This window comes from Rossellomorea aquimaris, from assembly GCF_008180865.1.
Classification (GTDB): Bacteria; Bacillota; Bacilli; order Bacillales; family Bacillaceae_B; genus Rossellomorea; species Rossellomorea yichunensis.
The window spans coordinates 393937-415853 of the sequence record NZ_VTEX01000002.1; the positions used below are offsets into that span (position 1 = coordinate 393937).

At 38.5% G+C, this 21917-nt stretch carries 30 protein-coding genes; 4 read left to right on the plus strand and 26 right to left on the minus strand.

Annotation, left to right across the window (positions count from 1 at the left end; translation table 11 throughout):
- Nucleotides 1–74: 74 nt before the first annotated feature.
- From FZC88_RS09505 to FZC88_RS09585, 18 genes are all read right to left on the minus strand, one after another.
- On the minus strand, nt 75–1034 hold the full coding sequence (locus tag FZC88_RS09505; RefSeq protein WP_187443564.1) for an MBL fold metallo-hydrolase: 960 nt from the start codon (nt 1032–1034) through the stop codon (nt 75–77).
- A gap of 247 nt (nt 1035–1281) precedes the next feature.
- Nucleotides 1282–1965: a DUF421 domain-containing protein gene (locus FZC88_RS09510; RefSeq protein ID WP_148994614.1), complete on the minus strand. Its 684-nt coding sequence runs from the start codon at nt 1963–1965 to the stop codon at nt 1282–1284.
- A 644-nt stretch (nt 1966–2609) separates the two neighbouring features.
- The gene (locus FZC88_RS09515) at nt 2610–3200 is read right to left on the minus strand and encodes a histidine phosphatase family protein (protein WP_148967798.1); all 591 of its coding nucleotides are present in this window, start codon (nt 3198–3200) and stop codon (nt 2610–2612) included.
- A 341-nt stretch (nt 3201–3541) separates the two neighbouring features.
- A complete protein-coding gene (locus tag FZC88_RS09520; RefSeq protein WP_148994615.1) occupies nt 3542–5986 on the minus strand; it encodes a heavy metal translocating P-type ATPase in 2445 nt (814 codons plus the stop codon).
- Between the two features lie 11 nt (nt 5987–5997).
- On the minus strand, nt 5998–6303 hold the full coding sequence (locus tag FZC88_RS09525; protein ID WP_397540992.1) for a metalloregulator ArsR/SmtB family transcription factor: 306 nt from the start codon (nt 6301–6303) through the stop codon (nt 5998–6000).
- A 269-nt stretch (nt 6304–6572) separates the two neighbouring features.
- Nucleotides 6573–7331 carry an HAD-IIB family hydrolase gene (locus FZC88_RS09530; protein WP_148994616.1) on the minus strand — a complete coding sequence of 253 codons (759 nt, stop codon included), beginning with the start codon at nt 7329–7331 and terminating at the stop codon, nt 6573–6575.
- Nucleotides 7332–7357: 26 nt separating this feature from the next.
- Nucleotides 7358–8014, minus strand: coding sequence for an HAD family hydrolase (locus FZC88_RS09535; RefSeq protein WP_148995144.1), 657 nt, complete (start codon nt 8012–8014; stop codon nt 7358–7360).
- A 52-nt stretch (nt 8015–8066) separates the two neighbouring features.
- Nucleotides 8067–8285 carry a hypothetical protein gene (locus tag FZC88_RS09540; protein WP_148967794.1) on the minus strand — a complete coding sequence of 73 codons (219 nt, stop codon included), beginning with the start codon at nt 8283–8285 and terminating at the stop codon, nt 8067–8069.
- Nucleotides 8286–8337: 52 nt separating this feature from the next.
- On the minus strand, nt 8338–8505 hold the full coding sequence (locus FZC88_RS23965; RefSeq protein ID WP_187443224.1) for a hypothetical protein: 168 nt from the start codon (nt 8503–8505) through the stop codon (nt 8338–8340).
- Between the two features lie 128 nt (nt 8506–8633).
- Entirely contained in the window at nt 8634–9056 is a 423-nt protein-coding gene (fosM, locus tag FZC88_RS09545; protein WP_148967793.1) for a FosM family fosfomycin resistance protein, read from the minus strand.
- Between the two features lie 96 nt (nt 9057–9152).
- Nucleotides 9153–9644: a hypothetical protein gene (locus FZC88_RS09550; protein ID WP_148994617.1), complete on the minus strand. Its 492-nt coding sequence runs from the start codon at nt 9642–9644 to the stop codon at nt 9153–9155.
- Nucleotides 9645–9824: 180 nt separating this feature from the next.
- Complete coding sequence (locus FZC88_RS09555; RefSeq protein WP_148994618.1) at nt 9825–10259, minus strand: hypothetical protein; 435 nt, start codon at nt 10257–10259, stop codon at nt 9825–9827.
- Nucleotides 10260–10383: 124 nt separating this feature from the next.
- Nucleotides 10384–10833: a 2-thiouracil desulfurase family protein gene (locus tag FZC88_RS09560; protein ID WP_148994619.1), complete on the minus strand. Its 450-nt coding sequence runs from the start codon at nt 10831–10833 to the stop codon at nt 10384–10386.
- Nucleotides 10834–10861: 28 nt separating this feature from the next.
- Entirely contained in the window at nt 10862–11455 is a 594-nt protein-coding gene (locus tag FZC88_RS09565) for a DJ-1/PfpI family protein (protein ID WP_148994620.1), read from the minus strand.
- Nucleotides 11456–11808: 353 nt separating this feature from the next.
- Entirely contained in the window at nt 11809–12978 is a 1170-nt protein-coding gene (locus tag FZC88_RS09570; protein WP_148994621.1) for an MFS transporter, read from the minus strand.
- Nucleotides 12979–13157: 179 nt separating this feature from the next.
- Complete coding sequence (locus FZC88_RS09575) at nt 13158–14060, minus strand: NAD(P)/FAD-dependent oxidoreductase (RefSeq protein WP_148967787.1); 903 nt, start codon at nt 14058–14060, stop codon at nt 13158–13160.
- A 214-nt stretch (nt 14061–14274) separates the two neighbouring features.
- Entirely contained in the window at nt 14275–14673 is a 399-nt protein-coding gene (locus tag FZC88_RS09580; RefSeq protein ID WP_148967786.1) for an Rrf2 family transcriptional regulator, read from the minus strand.
- A 212-nt stretch (nt 14674–14885) separates the two neighbouring features.
- Nucleotides 14886–15089, minus strand: coding sequence for an ATPase (locus FZC88_RS09585; RefSeq protein WP_148967785.1), 204 nt, complete (start codon nt 15087–15089; stop codon nt 14886–14888).
- A 289-nt stretch (nt 15090–15378) separates the two neighbouring features.
- Here FZC88_RS09585 and FZC88_RS09590 point away from each other — a divergent pair, with 289 nt between their 5' ends.
- Nucleotides 15379–15678 (plus strand): hypothetical protein, encoded by a 300-nt coding sequence (locus FZC88_RS09590; RefSeq protein WP_148967784.1) that lies wholly within the window; start codon nt 15379–15381, stop codon nt 15676–15678.
- 46 nt (nt 15679–15724) lie between these two features.
- Here the strand turns inward: FZC88_RS09590 and FZC88_RS09595 are convergent, their stop codons facing one another.
- The 5 genes from FZC88_RS09595 to FZC88_RS09615 form a co-directional block, all read right to left on the minus strand.
- Nucleotides 15725–16378, minus strand: coding sequence for a hypothetical protein (locus FZC88_RS09595; RefSeq protein WP_148994622.1), 654 nt, complete (start codon nt 16376–16378; stop codon nt 15725–15727).
- Nucleotides 16371–16916, minus strand: coding sequence for a sigma-70 family RNA polymerase sigma factor (locus FZC88_RS09600; RefSeq protein WP_148967781.1), 546 nt, complete (start codon nt 16914–16916; stop codon nt 16371–16373). The genes FZC88_RS09595 and FZC88_RS09600 overlap by 8 nt, the downstream gene beginning before the upstream one ends.
- A 128-nt stretch (nt 16917–17044) precedes the next feature.
- Entirely contained in the window at nt 17045–17719 is a 675-nt protein-coding gene (locus FZC88_RS09605; RefSeq protein ID WP_316247530.1) for a lysoplasmalogenase, read from the minus strand.
- A gap of 330 nt (nt 17720–18049) precedes the next feature.
- The gene (locus FZC88_RS09610; protein WP_148967780.1) at nt 18050–18400 is read right to left on the minus strand and encodes a hypothetical protein; all 351 of its coding nucleotides are present in this window, start codon (nt 18398–18400) and stop codon (nt 18050–18052) included.
- A gap of 13 nt (nt 18401–18413) precedes the next feature.
- Complete coding sequence (locus tag FZC88_RS09615; RefSeq protein WP_148967779.1) at nt 18414–18620, minus strand: hypothetical protein; 207 nt, start codon at nt 18618–18620, stop codon at nt 18414–18416.
- A gap of 223 nt (nt 18621–18843) precedes the next feature.
- On the opposite strand from FZC88_RS09615, the gene FZC88_RS09620 reads away from it, so the two are divergent.
- Nucleotides 18844–19035: a hypothetical protein gene (locus FZC88_RS09620; protein ID WP_148994623.1), complete on the plus strand. Its 192-nt coding sequence runs from the start codon at nt 18844–18846 to the stop codon at nt 19033–19035.
- On the opposite strand, the gene FZC88_RS09625 is transcribed toward FZC88_RS09620, so the two are convergent.
- Both FZC88_RS09625 and FZC88_RS09630 read right to left on the minus strand, forming a co-directional pair.
- Nucleotides 19036–19218 carry a hypothetical protein gene (locus FZC88_RS09625; protein WP_262371813.1) on the minus strand — a complete coding sequence of 61 codons (183 nt, stop codon included), beginning with the start codon at nt 19216–19218 and terminating at the stop codon, nt 19036–19038.
- 47 nt (nt 19219–19265) lie between these two features.
- Complete coding sequence (locus FZC88_RS09630; protein WP_262371814.1) at nt 19266–19673, minus strand: YbaN family protein; 408 nt, start codon at nt 19671–19673, stop codon at nt 19266–19268.
- Between the two features lie 280 nt (nt 19674–19953).
- Between FZC88_RS09630 and FZC88_RS09635 the strand changes: the two genes are divergently transcribed.
- Nucleotides 19954–21147, plus strand: coding sequence for a YhgE/Pip domain-containing protein (locus FZC88_RS09635; protein ID WP_148995147.1), 1194 nt, complete (start codon nt 19954–19956; stop codon nt 21145–21147).
- A 49-nt stretch (nt 21148–21196) separates the two neighbouring features.
- Here the strand turns inward: FZC88_RS09635 and FZC88_RS23970 are convergent, their stop codons facing one another.
- Nucleotides 21197–21358, minus strand: coding sequence for a hypothetical protein (locus tag FZC88_RS23970; RefSeq protein WP_187443221.1), 162 nt, complete (start codon nt 21356–21358; stop codon nt 21197–21199).
- 369 nt (nt 21359–21727) lie between these two features.
- Between FZC88_RS23970 and FZC88_RS23975 the strand changes: the two genes are divergently transcribed.
- Entirely contained in the window at nt 21728–21898 is a 171-nt protein-coding gene (locus FZC88_RS23975; RefSeq protein WP_187443565.1) for a hypothetical protein, read from the plus strand.
- The last annotated feature ends 19 nt before the right edge of the window (nt 21899–21917 follow it).

Sequence of the window (21917 nt, forward strand, 5' to 3'; positions counted from 1 at the left end):
AGGCTTCCAAGGTGATGAAAAAAGTAGCATGGGATAGATCCGCACCGCCACTTCCTGGATAACCAGGATCATTTTCATTTCATCACTTTTTCTCCCGCATAAAACGCATACACTTTAGATAGATTACCTCTAATCCCGTTAACCCCTTTCCATTCGCCATATTCGTCAGGTATTTCTAAGTTAGAAACAAAGACTTCCAATGGCACACCATTTTTCACTGCTTCTTTAGTTTTTTCAATCAAAAAGGACAGATACTTCTCTAGAGTACACACCAATTCATTCCCCCCTGGAGAGCCGTGACCAGGCACGACAGTTTCAATATCCAGTAGCTTCACCTTTTTTAGAATGGCACAAAATTCTTCAGGATCATAGATGGGTACATGTAAATCAACGGTGACCAAATCACCCATAAACCCAATCTTCTCTTGGGGTAAGTACAGAAATGTGTCACTTGGGGTATGGCCTCCTCCAAAACAGTGCAGTTCAACCTTTCTTTTTGAGCCTTCAATCACCATCTTTTCTTCAAAAAGATAGGTTGGGAGCACGAGCTTAATAGTAGGTAAGTCTTTTAGGATGGCTTCCATTTCCTTGTATTGATTGATTTGACTGGCTTTCATGACTCTGTCTGCAGTTAACTCGATTTGTTTTTCCAGCTTATTCAAATAGCCTTCCATTTCTTCTATTTCTGTCTTTAAATCTACTATTTTATTTTTCTCTTCAAACCATTTCCTTGTTAGAGAAGTGGAAATAATCGTTGTATCAGCAAATGCTTGATTTCCAAATACATGATCTCCGTGATAATGACTGTTGATCAGGTACTTCACTGGTTTCCCAGTCATCTCTTCAGCCTGCTTCCTCAACTCATAACCTGCAGAAGGAGTGGCAAATGAATCGAAAATCAGTAATTCCTCACCCAAGTCAACGATACCAGCATTACTCCATGCGCCTTGGCCCGGCGTTGCAATGGCTGCATAGACTCCGTCACATAAGACATATAAACTAAAATAATCAGTGTCATTTATTTTCTCTATCACTGTTTTCACCCTCAGGAACTATAATGGTTGTCGACGATATTACTGTATTCCAATTATTTCAAATGAATGATCTAAACTCAATAACTAATTTCCATAAAAAAGAAGCTTATCATATTGCAGATAAGCCCCTTTTCTGGAATAACAGCTTTTCGTGAGTTAGTAAAATTGTTAACCATTTACTCATTTATTTTTTAATCAAGTTGCTATAAGGTTCTTCTATAGCTTCACGCTCCTATCCTAACAAATATTATTTGGGACTTATATGTATGCCTTCACTCTCTCGCCAATCTGCGTAGTATATAAGCTTTTCATTGTCATATCCGTTGGTGGTTAATTGGTTACCTAACCACTGTTGATCAAATCCAAGTTCATGTAAATTATCCCATAAAATTTCCCCATCTAGAATTAACGATGTTGGGAGGTATACTGGACTTTCTGGAAGATTGAGATCTTGCTTGTCTGGTTTTTGATACTTCGATTTTAATAATATACTTATTTGCCCATTAGTTTCCAATATGCCGTATTTAACTTCGCGAACTGAAAAAACATTATTTTGTCGAAGTATACTCAAAACTTGATTTACATCCAATTTGTTCTTTTTAAGTAACTTTCGATCCATGACACCATCCCGAATGATGATATTGGGATCGCCTAATAAGAGAGAACGTGTCGATTTATTTTTTAGAGTCATAAACTCTATCCCCAACATGAGAAGCGTCCACAATCCGATGGCATATAAAAAGTGAAAAGTCCTTACATTATCTTCATAAATGGTATTTCCTAAAAAATCTCCAAGTACTAATACAAAAACTAAGTGAAACGGAGTTAACTGAGAGATGGATGTTCTGCCTGTTATGATAATAATAAAAAATAAGGTGACAAAACCTACTATGACTTTGAGCGTCAGTAAACCAAAATTAACTTCTTCCAAAATTTTTTTCCTCCAATTTAAAATTTACTTAGTTGTAAGATCTTGAAGTTTAGATATATGAGGCTAGTTTTAGTAAGCACGAGTTCCAATTTATCAATATTTTAGAACATGGAAATTTTTTATAATCGCACAAATCACTATGGCACTCACATACGCCTTTATTGGTGAACCTTCTGAATAAGCTTAGGATTTGATATGCTACTAAGATATAGCCAGAAGCCAATGACAGGTAAAAAAGGACGATTATTATACAATTAAAAAAATAACATAAAGAGTGCATTAAATTGATATAGATAAAAAATCCACTCCAACTAAAATCCCTCCTGATTTACTCTTAACATGTACAAACAGTGTAGAGAGTATACGTTTGAAATACGAAGGAAATGTATAGATCTACATTCGCTAATAGAGAATTATAATTACTTATTTTTTTACCTATTTCTTGTCCAAAGTTTAACATTAGCATTTGTTTCCTCCTTGATACTCCTTACACATACGTCCTTCAATAATATGGAAACCTAGTCATTTAAGTTTCGAATTATTCTTAGCTGTTTAATAGTTGAAAAAGGCAAAAGCTGAAGATCAATTGGCTGATCTCCAGCTTTTGCCCCTTTATTTGAATAATGAGCCTTTTATATAATGATCTATAATGGATTAATGCCTTCATTTCCACCCCACAGCCTTTGAACATTCACCAACTCCTTTTCTATAAATTTCATCCTATAAATATCAGGTTTGGACGTGCTATGTAAAAAATCCAAGTCATACGTACTATCGAAATATCCCATCATCAAGGTCATAACAGCCCCGTGAGATCCTATTACAATATGTTTATCTCTAAAGGTTTCTAATAGTTCTTTTAAAACGTTAACAGCCCTTTGTTGACAATCAGCATTTGATTCTCCTCCTTCTAAAGCGAAACTTGATTCCCCGAACGACTTCTCCAAAAGTGGAACCAATTCCTTATCAGAAACTCGTTTATCATCAGAAGAAAAGATTCTCTCTTTTAAATCTTCATACACAATAACTTCCTGCCCTATTTGTTCAGCTACCTTTTCGACCGTTAAGATGGAACGTATGTATGGGCTTGAAACAACTGCGTCAATCTTCTCATCTTTCAATAGGTCAGTTACCCGCTTAGCATCCAAGTGACCTTTTGGAGTTAACCCTCTTGTTCGTTCATTTCCTTCCTTTGGTGACTCACCGTGTCTCACCATATAAACAAACGTACTCATCGTGTATTTACCTCCACTAAGGTTCGATTGATAACATTGTTGCAATAACATGGCCTGAACCCAGGCAGGTTAAAACTTCACCGTGCTTTTGACGATAAGGAAATAACTTATCCTATTACATGTATGCAATCACCTTTTTCTATTTTTCAGACGGCATTACCGTACCTTTGTTGCTTTTAATACCAATTATTTCAAATTAATACTTCTTACTCAAGAAGATTTTTCATAAAAAAAAGGCTATCCAGTTTTGAATAAGCCTTCTACTCTTTAAAGACCTCATGGTGGAATTCACACAAAAAAAGCCGCTCAGCAGAAAATACTGAACAGCTTTTATGAATAGTTTATTTGACTTTTACTAGGCGCAACGCATTCAAAATGACGATGATTGCTGCTCCTGTATCACTTAGCACCGCTAACCATAGTGTTAACCATCCTGGGAAGATCAAAGCAAGGGCCACAAATTTTACGATTAAAGAGAACCAGATGTTCTGCTTGATGATACTCAGCGCTTTTCTGCTCAAGTTTATCGTATGCGGCAGTTTTTCAAGGTTATCCGCCATTAGGACAATGTCGGCCGTTTCCATCGCTGTGTCTGTTCCTGCACCGCCCATGGCAATCCCCAGATCCGCGGTTGCAAGTGCAGGAGCGTCGTTAATGCCGTCTCCGACCATTGCTACGTTATGGCCTTCTCTTTGTAATTGTTTGATCGCTTCCACTTTATCTTCCGGTAACAGTTCAGCAAAATAGCGGTTGACGCTTGTTTCCTTTGAAATCATCTTAGCTGTGCCTTCATTATCGCCTGTCAGCATGACAACTTGATTGACTCCTGCTTTCTTTAATCCGTTCAAGGCATTAACGGTTGTTGTCCTGATGGTATCAGCAACAGAAATGACGCCGATGATTTCTTTCCTTGTACCGATAATGACAACGGTTTTTCCTTTACTATGCAGATCTTCAACACTTGCTTTCGCTTCCCCGAGAGGAATCTCCATTTCATCAAAAAGCCTTGCATTTCCGGCATAATATACTTCCCCGCCAACGGTGGCTTGAACACCTTTACCCACTATACTTTTGAACAACTCGCCTTGTTTAGCTTGAATCCCCTTGTCATTCGCGTATCGAACAATGGTTCGTGCAATCGGATGAGTTGAATATTCTTCCAGCGTCAAGGCGATAGACAGCAACTCGTCTTCCGATGTACGTAAAGCGTTGATTTGAGAAACGTTCGGTTTTCCTTCAGTCAAGGTACCCGTTTTATCAAAGGCGATGGCATTAATGGCCCCTGCCTTTTCCAGGAATGTTCCCCCTTTGATTAACACACCGTTCTTTGCAGCGTTTCCAATGGCAGAAACAATTGCGACAGGGGTAGAAATAACCAAGGCACATGGGCAGGCAACGACTAATAATTCAAGTCCTTTATAGAACCATTCTCCCCATGATCCAAAATTTAATAAAGGAGGGATCACCATGACGACTAGTGCCAGGACGAATACAATCGGTGTATAGATCCCCGCAAACTTATCTATAAACGCCTGGGTGGGAGCCTTCTGTTCCTGGGCTTCTTCAACGAGGTGAATGATCTTGGAGATAGTGGTGTCCTCCACTAACTTGGTGACTTTCACTTCAAGAGACCCGTTTTCATTGATGGTTCCTGCGTATACGGTATCACCGGCTTGTTTATCGACGGGTATGGATTCTCCGGTTATCGGAGCTTGATTGACACTGGATTCACCGGTCACAATCTCTCCGTCTAATGGGATTCTATCACCGGGTTTAACAACCAGAATATCACCGACGGACACTTCTTCAACAGGTTTCTTCATCAATTGAGAGCCCACTTTAATCCACGCTTCCGACGGAGCCAGGTTCATTAAATTCCGTATAGAGTCCCTTGTTTTTTCAAGTGACATATTTTGAAGAGTCGTGCCGAGAGCGAATAACCAAACCACTGTTGCACCTTCCAGCCACTCCCCGATGAAGGCAGCACCAATGGCCGCAGCTGACATGAGGACATTCATATCCAATGACCGGCTTTTAATAGAATAAAAGGCACTTTTCACCGGCTTATAACCGCTGATTACCATCGCCATCGCGTACATAAGGGTGGTTATGAATGGGGAAACACCGGTAAAGGATCCGATAAAACCTAGTGCAATCAATATCCCTGATGTAATGATCAACCCTTTACCTTCATTGTGCTTAGCTGGTTCAGCACCATTGTTCTTTGAGGACAATGACGCCCTAAAGCCGATTTTAGACACTTCAGAAATGATTTCTTCCACACTGTTTTCATGCTCAGCTTTCAATTTGCCCGTTGAAAAGTGGACACTTACACTGTTTACACCGGGGATAGTGTTTAAGTGGTTTTCAATACTTTTGGCACAGCTGCTGCAATCCATGCCTTCTACATGGTAAATCCTCACGTTTTTATTTTGTTCTAAGGGCTCAACCTTAAATCCAAGCTTTTGCACCACATCTTCCACATGTTCAAGATTCGTTTCTTTATTCCCCATGAACCGAAGTTTACCTGTATTATAATTTACTTTTATATCTTCTATGTTTTTTAATTTTCCTAATCCTTTTTCAATGGATGCGGCGCAAGAAGGACAATCCATCCCGAATACTCTGTATTCAACCATCTCAGCACTTGCAATGCCAGCAGCTCCTACTGCGACCGCCTCGCTTCTGCAACATGACTGTTTCTTCTCAATTACTTCTTCACTGCTGCAACAGCTTTTTTCTTTAAGATCTTCCGCAGCTTCAGAACTGCAACATTTATCGGCCACTTCTTCACCCCCTAAATGATATGATTATGACAACGAGCTACATCGTTTTGTACTTCCTCCAGCACTACATCAAACATCGTTAACAAATCGCGGACTTTTTGATTGCTTAAACTATAATAGATATACTTCCCTTCCTGTCTGCCCACAATGAGCCCGCATCCCTTTAAACAGGAAATATGTTGAGAAATACTTGACTGACTGCCATCCAAGTCTTTAACAATCTGCGATACCGTTTTTTCTTCTTCTTTTATACACTCCAGAATTTGTATTCTTAATTTATGGGCAAAGCCTTGCAGAAACTTTATTTTTGTATCCATATCAATCTCTTTCAACACTATAAACCCCTTCCACTCATATTAGATATTTCTAATACGTCTTCATTACTAACATATTACCAATATCTAATATGTGTGTCAAAATTAGTATAAAAAACTTGTCGTTTCCATAAATCCATGGGCATCCAGAATACTGTTAACGGGGCCAGGCACGACAGTTTTCATAAAAAAATAAGCCTATCCTGATTTGGATAAGCTCACGTTAAATGAAGATCTTCATATGATAATTGATTATGCTCAAGCTGAATAAATCAGCTTTCAAGAATGAGTCCTCTTTGTTGATATAATTCACTGATTTCTTTTATTTTGAAAGGAACATTCTCAATCCTTATGGAAGTAGATGCATGTTCTTTTATTGGATGCTCTCCAACACAGACGCTGTACTTTGCGTTTTGAAACAGTTCTAAATCATTCTGGTCATTTCCGAATGCAATGAACTCGCCTGGTAGTATGCCTAATTGTCTCAAACCCTCCACCTTTTGTATTCCTATTGGGCTTATATCCATGAGTTCTTCATCCCCATGTTCGTATACTTGTACAGATAGCTTCTCGAGCTGTTGTTTGATTGCTTGGTCTCTAGTAAATAATACGATTTTCGTGATCTTTGATAATTGAGCCAATGGCTGATTTACAGCACTCTTTTCAGGATCAAGATTACGGAATATAGGATGATGACGATTTCCTGTGTAGCTGTAATCCCAATCACTGTCTATCAGATAAGTCAGCTGGTTGGTTTCTATGATCTGTTTTATATGATTTACTGCTTCTGCTGTGAAAGTACGGGTCTTAATCTCCTGATCTGCATACGTAAAGGCACCATTCCCACCAACCATCCGATAATGCCGGAAATCTTCAGGCAGAACGGGTAATAAATCGCGAATAGGCCTGGCTGAAGCAAATACAATTTCGTGCCCCTGTTGCTTACAAACGTTTAACGCATCACAAATCTCTTGGGTTAAGGGTTTTCCTTTAAAACAAATCGTCCCATCTAAATCGAATACAAAAATCATCTTTTTTCACCTCTGGCGTGTTGGCATTAAGTAATATAGCTTATTAATCTATCAAAAGAATCGATCTCGGCATATGGTTTGATATCGGTATCATTCTTAATCCTTTTAGGATTGAACCATATGCCCTTAATATGTGCATGTTGACAGCCTCTAATATCTTTTTCTAAGTCATCTCCTACGAATAAGACATCTTCCGGCTGCACATTCAGCTTATGCAGTGCTAATTCAAATATGCGTTTGTCGGGTTTAGTCATTCTCACTTCTTCAGAAATAATGATTGTGTCGAAATAATTAGTTAACCCGGAGTTCATTATTTTAGCTTTTTGTCTATGAGTGGTTCCATTTGTAATAATTCCAACTTTTACGTGCTGCTTTATGGTATTTACGATAGTAAGAGTATGCTGATTGATAGAAAAACATCGCGGGAAATGATGATTCCAAAAATCTTGAATGTCATGGCGTGGTAATCTATTCTGCGGTGGGAACTCATCAAATAATGATTCAAAGACGTTTATCTTATTGTTATCGCCATAGCTTCCTTTATCGTATTCTTTGAACCTATGCAACATTTCGTCTTTTGCTGGATGTTGAACATCTTCATAACACTTTTCTAAAATAACCGAAAACATTTTATCTACAGCGAGATCCCTGTCAAGTAAGGTATCATCCAGATCGAATAGGATTGCTTTATAATTACTCAAATATCTTCACGGCCTTTCTCTCATTATATAATCCTCACATTTTCTTACCAATTCTAGAATGTCTTTTATCAGAGGCACTTAGTATCAATAAAAAAGCAAAAAGATAAGCAACACTGCCTATAATTATCTTTGTCCCATTACCTAATGGGAATAGAAATGACAAGAAAAATATACATAATGGACTAAATAATATTAAAGCTAAGCCTATTGTAAATGCCACTTTCTCAGGTAGTGCTTTAATTTTACCTAACATTTATTTTCACCTTCTCTAATAAGATCTGTTTACTTATTAATCCAGGTTAACATTAAGAATTTTCCAGAAGCCATAGTACAATGAAGGTGATCAATAGAACACCCCACACAATAAATGAAAACGTTCTTCTTTTATTAGTATATTTAATGAATTTCGTACCGATAAATTCAACTATTACACCTAGTAGAAGCAAGATACACATCAGTGCGAAATTATTCAAGTTATTAACTCCTTCACTAACTTTTCGTTTAATCGCCTGTTTACCTAAGTTAAAAGGGTGGCTGCTAAACTCACCATTCCAGCAGATCACTGTTATGTAGTTTTCGCCCTCCTATCATCGCCACCCTTTTAATCAAAAAACTTCATATGCGTCTTCTCTTCTCTATAGTAATCCAATCTGTCTTGTAATGTCCCTGTATGAAATTCAAATTTATGGCCATCTGGGTCCGTAAAATAGATAGACTCTTTATCTCTTTTATCTCTCTGGCGACCTGACAAGATATTTACATTTAATTTCTTTAGTTTGTCGTACATACTGTCAAAATCCTTATCTTCAATGGAAAAGGCAACATGTGTGTAGGATTGATGTATTTCATTGCGGGGGATGTCGTTCTCTACATTAAGGGCAAACCACATTCCCTGTACATCCAAGTAAGCCGTTTTTCTTCCCTTTACTAATAATTTTGCATCGAATATTTTCTGATAAAACTCAATGGACGTTTCTAAATCGGTAACTGAAAATAGAAAATGATTAAGCCCTTTGATTGTCATTTATTCACCTCAAGGAAGCGTCAGGACAGTTCTGATCCCTCCTAATAACAAAAAAACAAAGAACCGTCCCTACGCATTATTAACATCTCTCTTTTTTTACTGTTCCATTTTTTCTAATAAACCATCATCATTCATATTTCGAATGGTTACAATCTTGCCATCGTCATTGAGGTTCATTCTTGCTGTGATCGTAGCAGTGTCGGTTTGGCCGTCTTTCCTGTATTCCACTTCGACTTCATAATCATAAGCTTGGTCTTGATCCTTTTGTATATCAATATTCGTTGGTTTCAATTGGTACCCATTTTCATATGCAACTCTTTGAAATAACAAAATGTGATTGGTATTAATCATATCTTCCCAATTCATAACCAGCGGCTTATAGTTTTCTTGTACATACTCTTCTAATTCAGGCGGAAATGCATCATCTTGTTCTAGAGCGTACGATAGTTCGTCATTAGGTCCTGTGAATTCTTTCTCCAAAAAAGTTTGGATGGTCTTCACACTCTCATCACTTTCCTTTGGAGAGCTACAGCCTGCGGCCAGAACAATGACAGATGCTAAAATGGTAATGCCCATGATTTTTTTCATGACCCAACCTCCTCCGTAATCATCTATACGTACAATAATGGTAAAAGTTTCAATTTTCTTAGCAATCGCTCTGACCATTAAAAAGAAGCTTACCCTTTTCTGGATAAGCCTCCGCATCTTGAACCACTTACAGAATAACTAAAACATTGGTTCGTCCGTATTTGTGAATTGCAAATATAACTATTCACTTGTTTGGATAAGTTCCCTCGTAGTAGAATCATAGATTTTATAACTTATTTCAAACTCATGATCCTTTGTGACTGTGAGCTCACAATAGTACGGAACTGCCCTTCCATAAGAATCCAAGTCGGGGATATCTCTGAAATAAAAAACATCGGAGGAATCATCCATTTTAAATGATGCTTCACTGGTTCTCCCAGATGAATCTATCTCGATCGTGCAACTCCCTTTTACAACATCGTACTCTTGGAATAACATATATTTTAAGCTAGGGAGAGTTATAATTAGCAACAGACCGCTGAATATTAATAAAAAAAGAGCTTTACATGTATTGGAAAGAGTAAATTCTTTTTCCTTGAACATATAAATAAACCAAAAAACACCAATCAATAATAATACTGCACCTATTATCAACATAGCATAATATATTTGCATCCTCATTCCCCAGTTGGAAGTAAATCCATTTTCATGTTATTGAATATACGTTTGAATCTTGAAAAAGTTTCGTGAAATCCCCTGAATGCCGGATGGAAAATAACTCAATTTAACTCAACTGAGATTATAGAAAAAGTTGTTCTTCAGAAATGACTTGTATTCCGTTTCTTTTAAGTAATGCAGTCGTGACTCCATTTCCAATAATTTTCTTGCTTTTAAATTCACCATTATAAATCATTGCACTTCCACACGAGGGGCTATATTCTTTAAGAACAACTACCTCTGCATGAGCCTCTTTGGCCTTTTTTAATGTAGCATATGCCCCTTTTAAGTACATCTCCGTAACGTCTCTACCTGATTTCTCGACTACTTTCGCTTTTCCATCTAATACATCATCCCCGTTACCACCTATTATTTCAGCAGGTTCTCTGGGAGTTGAAAATCCGCCAAGCAACTCCGGGCATATAGGTATTGCCTTATTCCCTTCTATTAGTTTACTAATCTTATGATCTAGACAATGTGAACCGTTATATCTTACTTGAAAACCTGCTAAACACGAACTCACTAATATCATTGATGCCACCTCATTTTAATAGGGAAAGTTACAACTTAATTTCATACTCCATTCGTTTTGCTGTCTCTACAGCTACATCTTTTCCATGAAGTCGAGATATCAGGTGAAACGACATATTAATTCCTGCTGATATTCCACCAGATGTTATAATTGATCCTTCATCGACAAATTTAACATCACGCTGGACTGATACATTAGGAAATTCATGTTTTAATCGATCAATATCCATCCAATGCGTTGTCGCTTTTCTTCCATCAAGAATTCCTGCTTTTGCAAGAAGCAGCGCACCCGTACAGACTGAAGTCAGAAACTCTGTTCTTGATTGCTGGGCTTTAATCCATTCAATGATAGTAGGATTGTTTATTTCAATCTGTTCAGCACCATACCCTCCAGGAATAATCACGATATCTAATGAAGGATGGTTAGCTAAACTAAAATCAGGAACAACTTTCAAACCATTCCTTGCCGTAACCAAATCTCCATTTTCAGATATTGTTTTAACAACAAACGGCTTTTCATTTGAAGTAGGTAAAGTCGCTACAGAAAAAACTTCAAATGGTCCTGCAAAATCCAAAACTTCTACATCGTTAAATAGTAAAATACCAACTGTACGCTGTTGCATGTTTTAAACCTCCTGAAAGAAAAATTTGTAAATGTTTGAAAATAAGACTTAACTTTAGCTAGATAATCGATATTTCCTTTTTATGGGGCAGATGATCAAATTTGCAAGGCTCAATTTATCTTATTAATGAGTGACAATCAAATATAGGTGGTGGAATTGCTTGTATGCACAGCCATAGCACTTCACCGAATTCCAATATTTCCTTCTATTAAACTATAATTGGGCCCGATAAACGCGCCCGATTGTTGAAGATCAAAGGCTGTTGAAGCTGGATCGTACTTATATAACTCTCGCACTCGTTGTTGAACAAGAAAAGGTTATTATGAATCAATACTATTCTAGGCATTTATAAATCAACTATTCACAAAGTTTTCTTTTCTCCTTTTATCCAATCCAAACGAAATAGATGCAGTTAATAACGCTAGTAATACTGTTAATCCCGCAATCCACCCTAAATTCAAGACAGATGTATATTCAATTACCACTCCTCCTAAGCCAGCGCCTAACGTCATACCAATATTCATTAGAGCCGTATTGAAACTTAAAACAATTTCTGATGACTGCGGTTTCAAAGAAATTAAGTAAAATTGATTTGCAGGAGTGGTTAACCATGCAGATGTTCCCCAAATCATAATGGCAAGAAGAATACCTATCGTTGATGTAGGTATAGAAGTGAAAATCATTAAGATTATTGAGTGAACGATTAAACTGGCAGAGATAGTACGAACTGGTCCCCATCTATCAACGGCATATCCGCCGACACGTGAGCCTATGAAAGCAAACAAACCAAGCACTAAAAGAGCGGTACTAATTTCTTCTATAGAGAAGCCAGCTAAACTACTTAAAAGTGGTGCAATGTAAGTAAATACCATTGTATAGCCAAGAATCCAAAATACCGTTGTTAATAAACCGGTTATGATTTGTTTGTCTAGAATCAATGACAATTGCTGCTTTAACGAAGTCGGTTTATTTCCAGCTAATTTTGGAATGAACTTATTTAGAAGCACTAAATTGAACAGTGTAACGACAGCAATAAACAGAAAGATATAACGCCAATCCATATAAGCAGCAATTAATGTTCCAATTGGTACACCTAAGATTAAAGAAACGGTAAAACCGGTAATAACCGTTGCAATTGCACTACCCCGCTTTGTGGACTGAGCAAGTTGTGCTGCATAACTGGTTGCCACAACAAAATACAAACCTCCACTTATTGCCAAGACAATGCGTGAAAACATAAGTACACCGAAATTAATACTGAAAAAGGCAATGATATTTCCAATAACAAAAACAAGCATTGAAAACATTAACACTTTTTTTCTTTCGTATTTTGCAGTCAGCATAACAAGCACTAGTGCACCTATTGCATGGGATAAAGCATATATGGTAACTAATTGCCCAGTCATTGAGATCGAAACGCCTAAATCCCCTGAAATCATTTCTAAAATTCCAGAAACAACAAATTCTGCTGTTCCAACTCCAAAGGCTCCTAAAGCTAGCAAATATATTGCAAAACGATTCATTTCTTTCACCTTTTTCTTAAGTGTATTGTAAAGAACTACTTTGCATCATATCGACAATGTTCATTAGCAAGAAGTCCAAGGAAATGAATTTTTCAATATACAATCTTAGAATGAACAAAATGGTGAGCTAACGACTAGGGAAATACATAGACTAAAACAATCTTTAAAAGGCTTTGATGTCATTCAAACTCTTCTTCTGTTAAATCCATATTAACGGTCATAGCAATACGGCTCCCATCAGCTGCAGCAAAAACCACTTGAGATGGTTTTACATAGGAAGCATCTCCAGCAGAATACAAACCAGGTATTGAGGTTCTTCCTGATTCATCTGTTTTGATCCCACCCGACTTTGTCATTTCATACCCCAGCTGGTCTCTGAACGGCGCGCTTTGAACAAATTGTGGCATGACAAAGCCTCCAGCTCTCGCAGTGTGAGTTCCATCTGTAAAGCGAATATGCTCCAATCTACCGTTTTGGCCGATAAAGGCTAGAATGGGTTTCTCTACCACAGTAATCCCTTTTGATTGCAGTTGCTTTTTTTGCACTTCCGATAAAAGTGTAAGACCATTTGTACAAACCACCAAATCTTTACTCCAATTGTAGAGCAGCTTCGCCATATGGAAGATAGATGGATTTTCGGAAACAACGAAAATCGGCTGATCCTGCAGTTCCCATCCATCACAATAAGGACAATTAAACAAACTTTTTCCATAGAACGAATAAAAGCCCTCGATGTGAGGAAAAATCTCTTTTACCCCTGTTGCCACAATTAATTTTTTTGCCTGAATACGAATTCCTGATATATCAACTACTTCATATCCCATAGCTGTTTTGTTGACTGAAACGATCTCAGTTTGTAGATGATTGACAGAAGGGTAATTCAACACTTCTCTATAAGCAATACGACGGAATTCGGATGGTGTTATACCGTCTCTTGTAATGAAACCGTGAGAGGCATGTGTCACAGCATTTCTAGGCTGATTATTATCAATCAATGCTACACTTCGTCTTGCTCTCCCCAGTACAAGGGCTGCATTCAACCCTGCAGGGCCACCACCAATAATCGCACATTCATAAATCATACATTACACCACCTAAATAGATAATATAGATATTTTATGTCTGTAATTAAACATAAGATTCCTTTTTAAAGAATAAAAGGTATATAGATTGATGGAGCTCTTAAGAGGGTAGAAAAATTCATCATTTCCCCTCCCTGAAATACATTAGATACATGATATCTATTATTAAATGAAAAAGATTCCTCTTTAAAGAAAAATTAAAAAATAACTTGTGTTAAACTCCCATTTGCTTTTGAGCGATGTCCACTAAGTTAATTTCTTTTAAATGTTGCTTCATCTTCTCTTCTGCTTCTTTCATTTCAGCTTGAATTAAACATTCATCTCCATGAACAAAATCACATTCAAATAAGGAAGCTGTACCTTCTATGGCGTGAATGATATCTAAAAATGTAATCTCATCTTTTAGACGAGATAATCGATAACCTCCATGAGCTCCAGAAATTGATTCAATCATTCCTGCTTTTACGAGCTTGGTTAAAATCTTGGACAGATAAGTTGTTGAAACACCTTGGGATTCTGCCAGTTTCTGGACACCTATAGGCTCACTCGAAGAAGCAGTAACGAGAGCAAGCATGGTGTGTAAAGCATAATTAGTCGCTTTTGAAAATTTCATGTTAACACCTCTATTGTAGATTTATTATATCCACAATATCCTTAAATGGATTTATTTGTCAAGACTACTGCTTCCTAAATAAGAATGTAGAACGAACAAACCTTCAGTATTTTGACCCTATATTTTAGTATAAATCTTGAATTACGGAATAAAACGCCTGCTGGACGGTTCTTTCTCTTCAGAAGGCAGAAGAACCGTCCCGATGATTCCCCCTATTCTAGAGACCTGGATTTAACAATCCGGTCACTAACCATTGCCACTACTATCCCGATAGCGATTGGTAGTAAAGCAATTTCAGTGTTGGAGAGTGAAATCTTGAATACAAGGAATTCTATATTTCCTATAAAACCAATTACATATAGCAATACCATGGTTCCAATTGCAGCAATTAACGGTAGCCAAAAGGATTTAGACACAACTCCACCTCAATTCAATGAATTCTTAACAACTGTCTTTCAACTTAATACCAATTATTTCAAAATATTTAAGATCACACAATCCTTTATTCATCACTTTGATGACATCACAATCACAGAATGAAGTGAATTTGAATTATTAAAATATTAATACTGCAACAAGAATCATAAAGTAATCGTCCTATTTAAAGGTCATCACCCCCAAATCATAGACAAAACGACCTACACTTAATATCGAAATTCATAGTATGATTGTCTATATATAATTACATTTATTAACAAAAAGGGGATGGCAATCGTGATAGGTTTCCTTCAATGTTCAGTAAAGTATGTGGTTGCATGTTCACTGGTCCTATCTACTGGTGCTGCCGTAGGAGTGACGCAGACATTCGCATCCGAGAATGATGGCACAAAGGTCATAGAAGATGGCGGCGGCCAAGGGGGAGTCACCTGGATAGAGTATTATTGGAGAGCTTCAGGCAGTAATTTCATCATCATGTATCGAAGTGCAAACGGCGGGAATCAGTGGAAAGAAGTGACCTACAACAAGTACGGAAATATCGTTAAGGTTTTGTATGGAACATATTAAGGGGAAAGGATGATGGGTTTGGAACCATCATCCTTTCCTTTTTTAATTAACGAAACGACTCCGCCATCTTAATCATGTCTTTCTTGGATAAAGTAATGTCAGATCCCCCGGGCAAGTATTCCATTTCATATTTAATGGTATCCCCTTCAATCCATATCAGTCGGTTGACCTTTTCCGGACCTTCTGACTCGTAATAGCTTCCTTTGGATTGGCCGACTTTCACTTCTTCCTGGTATAGTGTCAGATTGGTTCCTGGTTCAATGGATTGAAACGTCAGTTTGATTATTTGTCTTTCCTTACCGGTCAAGTTCACCAATTCTATTTCCCCTGAAGGATCCTCACTTGTTTTGGTTGTGACCTCCGCTACTTCAAATGGGGCCTTTGTGAGAAACTTGAATTCTGCGCCAAGGGATTCAGGACGATCTTTGGCCTCGTATTGATAAAAAGGGGCACTGGCGTTATTCCCGTCAAAGAGTCCCAATTGTGTTCCACCGAAATAAACGAATAGAGAGAGGCATGCGGCAACAAATACAAAGGACATCAACGGAGCGAATATCGGTTTTATATTGAATGAAAAGGCTTTGGATGAAGGTTTCGAATGAACCTCATTCAGAATGTTCTCCCTCATCTTATTGGTAAAACCATGCTCTTTGAAGGTCTCTTCTTTCATCAGACCTCGCAATCGTTTAAGCTCATCCATTGTTATACACCTCGTTCCGTTTAATCGTTGAACCGAGCAGCGCTTTCCCTCTTGTTAATCTGGTCTTCACCGTATTGGTGTTCAAATCCATACAGGCCCCGATATCAGATAGCTTCATTTCTTCAAAATAATATAGAAAGATGACCTCCCGATACTTGATGGGAAGGGACAACACGCTCTGGATGAGTTCAGAATTCTTTTCCTTCTCGATCACGGTTTGTTCCGGCGCGCCCATCTTTCCTTTGACCATGTCATTGATTTTATTCGATATACTGACCATACGTGTATCCCACCGTCTTAAATAATCTTTGCAATGATTGACGGCCACGCTGATGATCCATGTTTTAAGGGTGGAATCCTCGCGAAAGGTATCCATCTTTTGATAAAACTTGATGAAGATCTCTTGAGTCAGATCTTCCGCCAGGCTGTGTTCCTTCACATAGGAATAAACAATGTAATACACATCATTTCCGTATTCCGTCATGGCTTTCTCAAGTAGTCGATCCTTCTCGGCTTTAGAAACAGTTCCGGGTTTCAAACACTCACCTGCTTTGTATGTATCTTCACTAAATAAGACGTTTTCACTATAGAAAAAGTTTGGATTATTTCATAATTTGACAAAAAAAACACACCTGGCGAGACCCCCTCGACAGGCGCAAACGCTAATTATATGTTCAACCTTTTTCCCTCTTCATGCCTGACTGACTCCCCTAAGCTTGCGAGGCTTCCCGCAATCAGGAACTGCGCCGAGTAGTAGGTTGTCATGATCAAAACATCCGAATAAGGAATGGCTGACACAAACATATTCCATGACAGAATCGAGTCAGAGATAACAAACAGGATGCTGCCTGCATTTGCCCATAGGTTACCAGTCAGGATGGCGGTTAAAGCCATCAGGGAAATAACCAGCATGTAGGCAACGACGGGGATCACGAGTCCATCATTCCCTTCAGTTTGGAGCGCGGAAATCAGTTGTCGGCCGATGAAGAAGGAATACAATGCAATCGGCAGTAATGCGGCGAAGCGTGTCTTGTTCATACTGGACATATTGATAAATCCCATCAAATAGAAGACATGTCCGATGAGGAAAGATCCAAGTCCGGCAACAAATGACACGGCAATAAACCCGTCGCCCAACATGCAGAAAAACAAGCCGATGACGATGAGGCACATGGCCGGTGCTGGTTTTGCGGGCAGCTGACGGAATGCGTAGAAAATGATGAGTAGCATCGGGATCAGCTTAAAGACGATTTTCAATGCTAATGGCTCTGTCGGAATGATCCATATATAGAGGGCTGCCATGATTCCGATCAGGGTGGGGAGCATCCATTTATTCAACATCGTTCACATCCTGTTTATGCGATTTTTTTAGTTCTTTGATATATATACTTGTTTTTGGGAGTGGATTCCTTCTTTGGACATAGTTGAATCTTATTTTAGTATGTGATCCAGCTTCTCTTTACTGGGAGACCTATAATCATTCCGGTTTGGGCTATAATCGTGCCGGGTTTGAAATAATCATGCCGGTTTCAGATTAATCGTGCCGGAATTTGATTTATTAAGCCCCTTTTTCAGATATTTGATCCTCCGTGTCGAATTTTCTTGATGAAGTCCGCCGTCCTCAAAAAAGAACGCAAGAACCACTCAAAAGATGCTCGGTCCTTGCGTCTTTCATTTGAATGAAGTTGACTTTTTTATGATTTCTCCCCCAGGACCTACACTGTAATGAGCAATCGAATTGGATACTATGCCTTCCCTATTTAGCCCATCCTTATAATTAAACGTGATTTCCCAAGCCTTTGAATCACTACTGAAATGGGTTTCTTTTGAAAGGAGTTCCACGTCATCCATACTGATTTTTTTAAAGCTTGAACCATTATGTTCCTCTACATCTTTTTCAAATTGTTCCATGGCAATGGCTTCAGCTTTCTCACTTTCAATGATTCCTGTTCCATCATCCGCACATCCTAACAATGAAAGGACTGTGATCAAGGTTACAAGAGTAATCATGATTCTTTTCAAATGAAACTTCTCCTTAACCATTAGGACCTCCACCTGAATGATGATTCGAATTCATGGCTTGCTGGGAATGCCGTGCGGACTTTTCGTATGCTTCATCTCTGGGATTTCGGGACGTATTCTTGATGCTATCTCCATAGAACTCCATCTTCCTGGAACCGATCCAAATCCTAATTGCAAAGTAAAAGACTAGAATTCCGATGAAAATAAAGAAATACATCATTTGATTTCCCCCTCCTTACTTTTTATGTTTTCTTAATGTCAATTATTTCAAATGTTTTTGCGTTGGGCAACACCTATTCATATAATGACTAAAGGGGCTTGGCTACATTTAAGGAGAACAGGTAAAGTTTCTTTGCATATCCCCTCAATCTTATCGATATTTTAACTGTTTTAGCTGGGGAATTAATGTTTCATGAGTGCTCAGGCCGGTCTTGGGATTGATTATGGAACCTTCGCTTATGAATCATGCCGGTTTCGAGTACATTTATGCCGGAATTGAAGGAATCATGCCGGTTCTAGAAAAATCGTGCGGGAATTCCATTTATCATGCCACTTTCGTCCATAATCATGCCAGGTTGTCGAATGTTCTTTATCTTGTCATAAAAAAAGGACCCGTCTCATTGACGGGTCTTTAGTCATTTCAAAGGGATAAAATATTTCTCCATTTCCCTTTCTGAGATAATCAATCTCGTGGATAAGTCTATCGTTCGTAAAACATATTCCTTGATGCCGATATACTCCGATTCAGCAATCAAATAGAAGTGGGCCCCTTTTTTGAACCCTCTGAAATCGCTTTTTAATTGATATCTTTTCAGCATTGTCCCCAGTAACTCCTTGGTTCACTACAAGCCCGTAATCCCATAGATCACTGGCTTTTCTCCACCTGATACGACTCCGGATATATCGTTTCGATTTTTTTTATAAAATAATAATGCTTATATAAAGCTAGCCCGATTAAGATGATCCGTACAAACAAGATATCCACGAACACTACTGAGAGCAGAATAAAGAAATCAGCCGTCACGTTGATCCTGATTTTCTCTTTCCGGGTCATCCCCTTCTTTTGAAGGAGGGCGAGAACATATTTATCATATATGACTGTGCTTTTAAACCAACGATCGATCCGCTTGGAGCTTTTAGCAAAGCAAAACGCGGCAAATAAGTAAAACGGGCCACCCGGCAGAACCGGAAGCACAGTGCCGGCAATCCCGAACACCAGGGATATCGAGCCAAGCAGCATAAACAGGATGCTCTTTATCTTTTTCAGTGTCATGATTGATTTCCCCTACCATCGCTAGATTAATAGACATGTCTACTTCCATTCAACATCATTGTACTATAACTATAACAGGAAGGGCCGGGTAGTGGATTAGGTGATTTATGTTAATTGTGTGGCGATTGGCGGGTGGATGAGGAAAAGGGACTGACCCACAATTTAAAAAAGTGATTACTCACTTTTTTATTGACTTCCCGAAAAAAGGGAGTAATATTATTTGTGAGTGATTACTCACTCCTTTTTTATTTTTCCTAAACGGAGGTTCAAACATATGAATATCTTCAAAAACAAACTGGTGCTGGCCTCACCTCTCATTGCATTGGCCATTATCTTTATTTTCTCCCTGACCCTGTTCCCATCGGTTCAGCCTCAACCTAAGAATTTGCCGATTGCGATTGTGAATGAAGATCAAGGTGTACAGATCCCGGATCAACCAAAGATGAATATGGGCGAAACACTGCTTGAAAAGATCCTAACGATGTCAAAATCAAATACGGATGAAGACCCTGCAATGAAATGGATTGAAGTAAAAAACACAGAAGCTGTACAAAAAGGGTTAGATAACCAAGAGTATTACGCAGCACTCGTCATTCCGGAAGATTTTAGTGCGAAGCAGGCTTCTTTACGAACATCGGAACCAACTTCCCCTGAAGTGGAGATTTACATTAATCATGGGATGAATACGATGGCTGCAACTGCTGCAGGACAAATGGTGAATGGAATCGTCGACAATATGAACAACAGTGTTCGCGCCCAGCTCCTTGATGAATTTGAGAAGCAAGGTGTCACCTTGTCGCCAAAACAAGTCTCAAGCCTGGTCAACCCGATTACGAAAAACGTGACCAACGTGAATGAAATCGGGACGAATAGCGCAAATGGGAACGCTCCTGTGTCACTATTCCAGCCACTTTGGATGGCAAGCATGGCAAGTGCAGCAATCATCTATCTCGCTGTCAGCAAATTATCCACCTCCAATCGAAAAGAAAAGCTTTCAGCAAAGTTTCTCCAAATCCTGATCGGTGCGATAGTCGCCCTTGTCGTCGGATTTGCCTTAACCTGGATGGCTGAGGGGCTGATCGGATTCACTATCCCGGATATGACCGATACCGCCTTGTTCCTGAGTCTGACGTCATTCAGCTTTTATCTCATGATCTCAAGCATTCTTTCACTGATCGGACTTAAAGGCATGCCCCTATTTGTTTTGATGCTATTCTTCGGGGCACCACTGCTTGCCATGGCTCCTGAAATGATGTCTTCGTTTTATCGCGATTGGTTTTATTCATGGCTGCCAATGCGATTCATGGTAGAAGGTTTACGTGAATTGTTCTTCTTCGGAAAAGGATTGACGTGGAGTTCATCTGTGGCGACGCTTGTGTGGATTGGGTTGGGGAGTATGCTTGTGATACTGTCCACTGCTTTAGAATCTAGTGCTGATGGAGAAGCGAAGCCTCAAGCAAGTATAGAAGGTTAATTGGAAAATGGTCAGGGCTTTTAGCTGCTGACCATTTTTATTTGTATTTTTAATTTGAAGAGCCGGAGTTTTTGTTCATTTTGGAGATTTTATCTACTTCATCTATTTTCATAGCATGTTCAGATAAATCCGGCGGCGTCATTCCAGACTTTCTCTCGTAATAGATTGCAATACTTGCTACTAAAATAATAGGGGTAATGATAATAACCATATCATTAGAAACCTCTCCTTTTAGATATCTGCTTCATCAGAGAATGGGAACTGCCCTTCTTATTTGTGATAGATTTCCCTTTCAAGAACCTCCACCCGCTGTTTTAAATATTCAATTTCATTATTATTCGACTTGTTTAAACCTTTATATAAAGATAGTAAACTCCAAAATATGATTACAAAACATAACCCCAATATAAACAATACAATGATGATTCCAAAGATAGTCTCTAAAATAATTCGTCACCCTTTTCATTTTCCAAATGAGTTATTTCCGTTGGACTCAACCTTTCTCCTCCTTGTTTAAATTAAAGAATCATTCACCCGTACATATGTTATAATTATCCAATAATCGAGAGGAGACCAATCCATGTCCAATGATGTTCTGTTTAGCATTTTCCCGTTATTGACCGTTATATTTTACCTGGCCCCCATTATATTCATCATCTGGTTCTTGATGAAATTCCTGAAGATCCAGCAAGAGAAGAACCGGATCCTGAAAAGCATTTCTGACAAGCTGGATAAGAAACTGCAGGATTAGTTATGGGCGTGAAAGACCG

Bases quoted from the DNA above. Each gene is read 5' to 3' on its own strand.
- FZC88_RS23970 (WP_187443221.1), bottom strand. From the start codon at position 21,358: ATGGTTATTATCATTACCCCTATTATTTTAGTAGCAAGTATTGCAATC.
- FZC88_RS09560 (WP_148994619.1), bottom strand. From the start codon at position 10,833: ATGATATTAGTGAGTTCGTGTTTAGCAGGTTTTCAAGTAAGATATAAC.
- FZC88_RS09630 (WP_262371814.1), bottom strand. From the start codon at position 19,673: ATGACACTGAAAAAGATAAAGAGCATCCTGTTTATGCTGCTTGGCTCG.
- FZC88_RS09625 (WP_262371813.1), bottom strand. From the start codon at position 19,218: ATGCTGAAAAGATATCAATTAAAAAGCGATTTCAGAGGGTTCAAAAAA.
- FZC88_RS23975 (WP_187443565.1), top strand. From the start codon at position 21,728: ATGTCCAATGATGTTCTGTTTAGCATTTTCCCGTTATTGACCGTTATA.
- FZC88_RS09580 (WP_148967786.1), bottom strand. From the start codon at position 14,673: ATGAAATTTTCAAAAGCGACTAATTATGCTTTACACACCATGCTTGCT.
- FZC88_RS09595 (WP_148994622.1), bottom strand. From the start codon at position 16,378: ATGGATGAGCTTAAACGATTGCGAGGTCTGATGAAAGAAGAGACCTTC.
- FZC88_RS09590 (WP_148967784.1), top strand. From the start codon at position 15,379: ATGGCAATCGTGATAGGTTTCCTTCAATGTTCAGTAAAGTATGTGGTT.
- FZC88_RS09555 (WP_148994618.1), bottom strand. From the start codon at position 10,259: ATGCAAATATATTATGCTATGTTGATAATAGGTGCAGTATTATTATTG.
- FZC88_RS09620 (WP_148994623.1), top strand. From the start codon at position 18,844: ATGGAACCTTCGCTTATGAATCATGCCGGTTTCGAGTACATTTATGCC.
- FZC88_RS09615 (WP_148967779.1), bottom strand. From the start codon at position 18,620: ATGATGTATTTCTTTATTTTCATCGGAATTCTAGTCTTTTACTTTGCA.
- FZC88_RS09565 (WP_148994620.1), bottom strand. From the start codon at position 11,455: ATGCAACAGCGTACAGTTGGTATTTTACTATTTAACGATGTAGAAGTT.
- FZC88_RS09575 (WP_148967787.1), bottom strand. From the start codon at position 14,060: ATGATTTATGAATGTGCGATTATTGGTGGTGGCCCTGCAGGGTTGAAT.
- FZC88_RS09570 (WP_148994621.1), bottom strand. From the start codon at position 12,978: ATGAATCGTTTTGCAATATATTTGCTAGCTTTAGGAGCCTTTGGAGTT.
- fosM (WP_148967793.1), bottom strand. From the start codon at position 9,056: ATGACAATCAAAGGGCTTAATCATTTTCTATTTTCAGTTACCGATTTA.
- FZC88_RS09605 (WP_316247530.1), bottom strand. From the start codon at position 17,719: ATGTTGAATAAATGGATGCTCCCCACCCTGATCGGAATCATGGCAGCC.
- FZC88_RS09550 (WP_148994617.1), bottom strand. From the start codon at position 9,644: ATGAAAAAAATCATGGGCATTACCATTTTAGCATCTGTCATTGTTCTG.
- FZC88_RS09515 (WP_148967798.1), bottom strand. From the start codon at position 3,200: ATGAGTACGTTTGTTTATATGGTGAGACACGGTGAGTCACCAAAGGAA.
- FZC88_RS09530 (WP_148994616.1), bottom strand. From the start codon at position 7,331: ATGATTTTTGTATTCGATTTAGATGGGACGATTTGTTTTAAAGGAAAA.
- FZC88_RS09525 (WP_397540992.1), bottom strand. From the start codon at position 6,303: ATGGATACAAAAATAAAGTTTCTGCAAGGCTTTGCCCATAAATTAAGA.
- FZC88_RS09540 (WP_148967794.1), bottom strand. From the start codon at position 8,285: ATGTTAGGTAAAATTAAAGCACTACCTGAGAAAGTGGCATTTACAATA.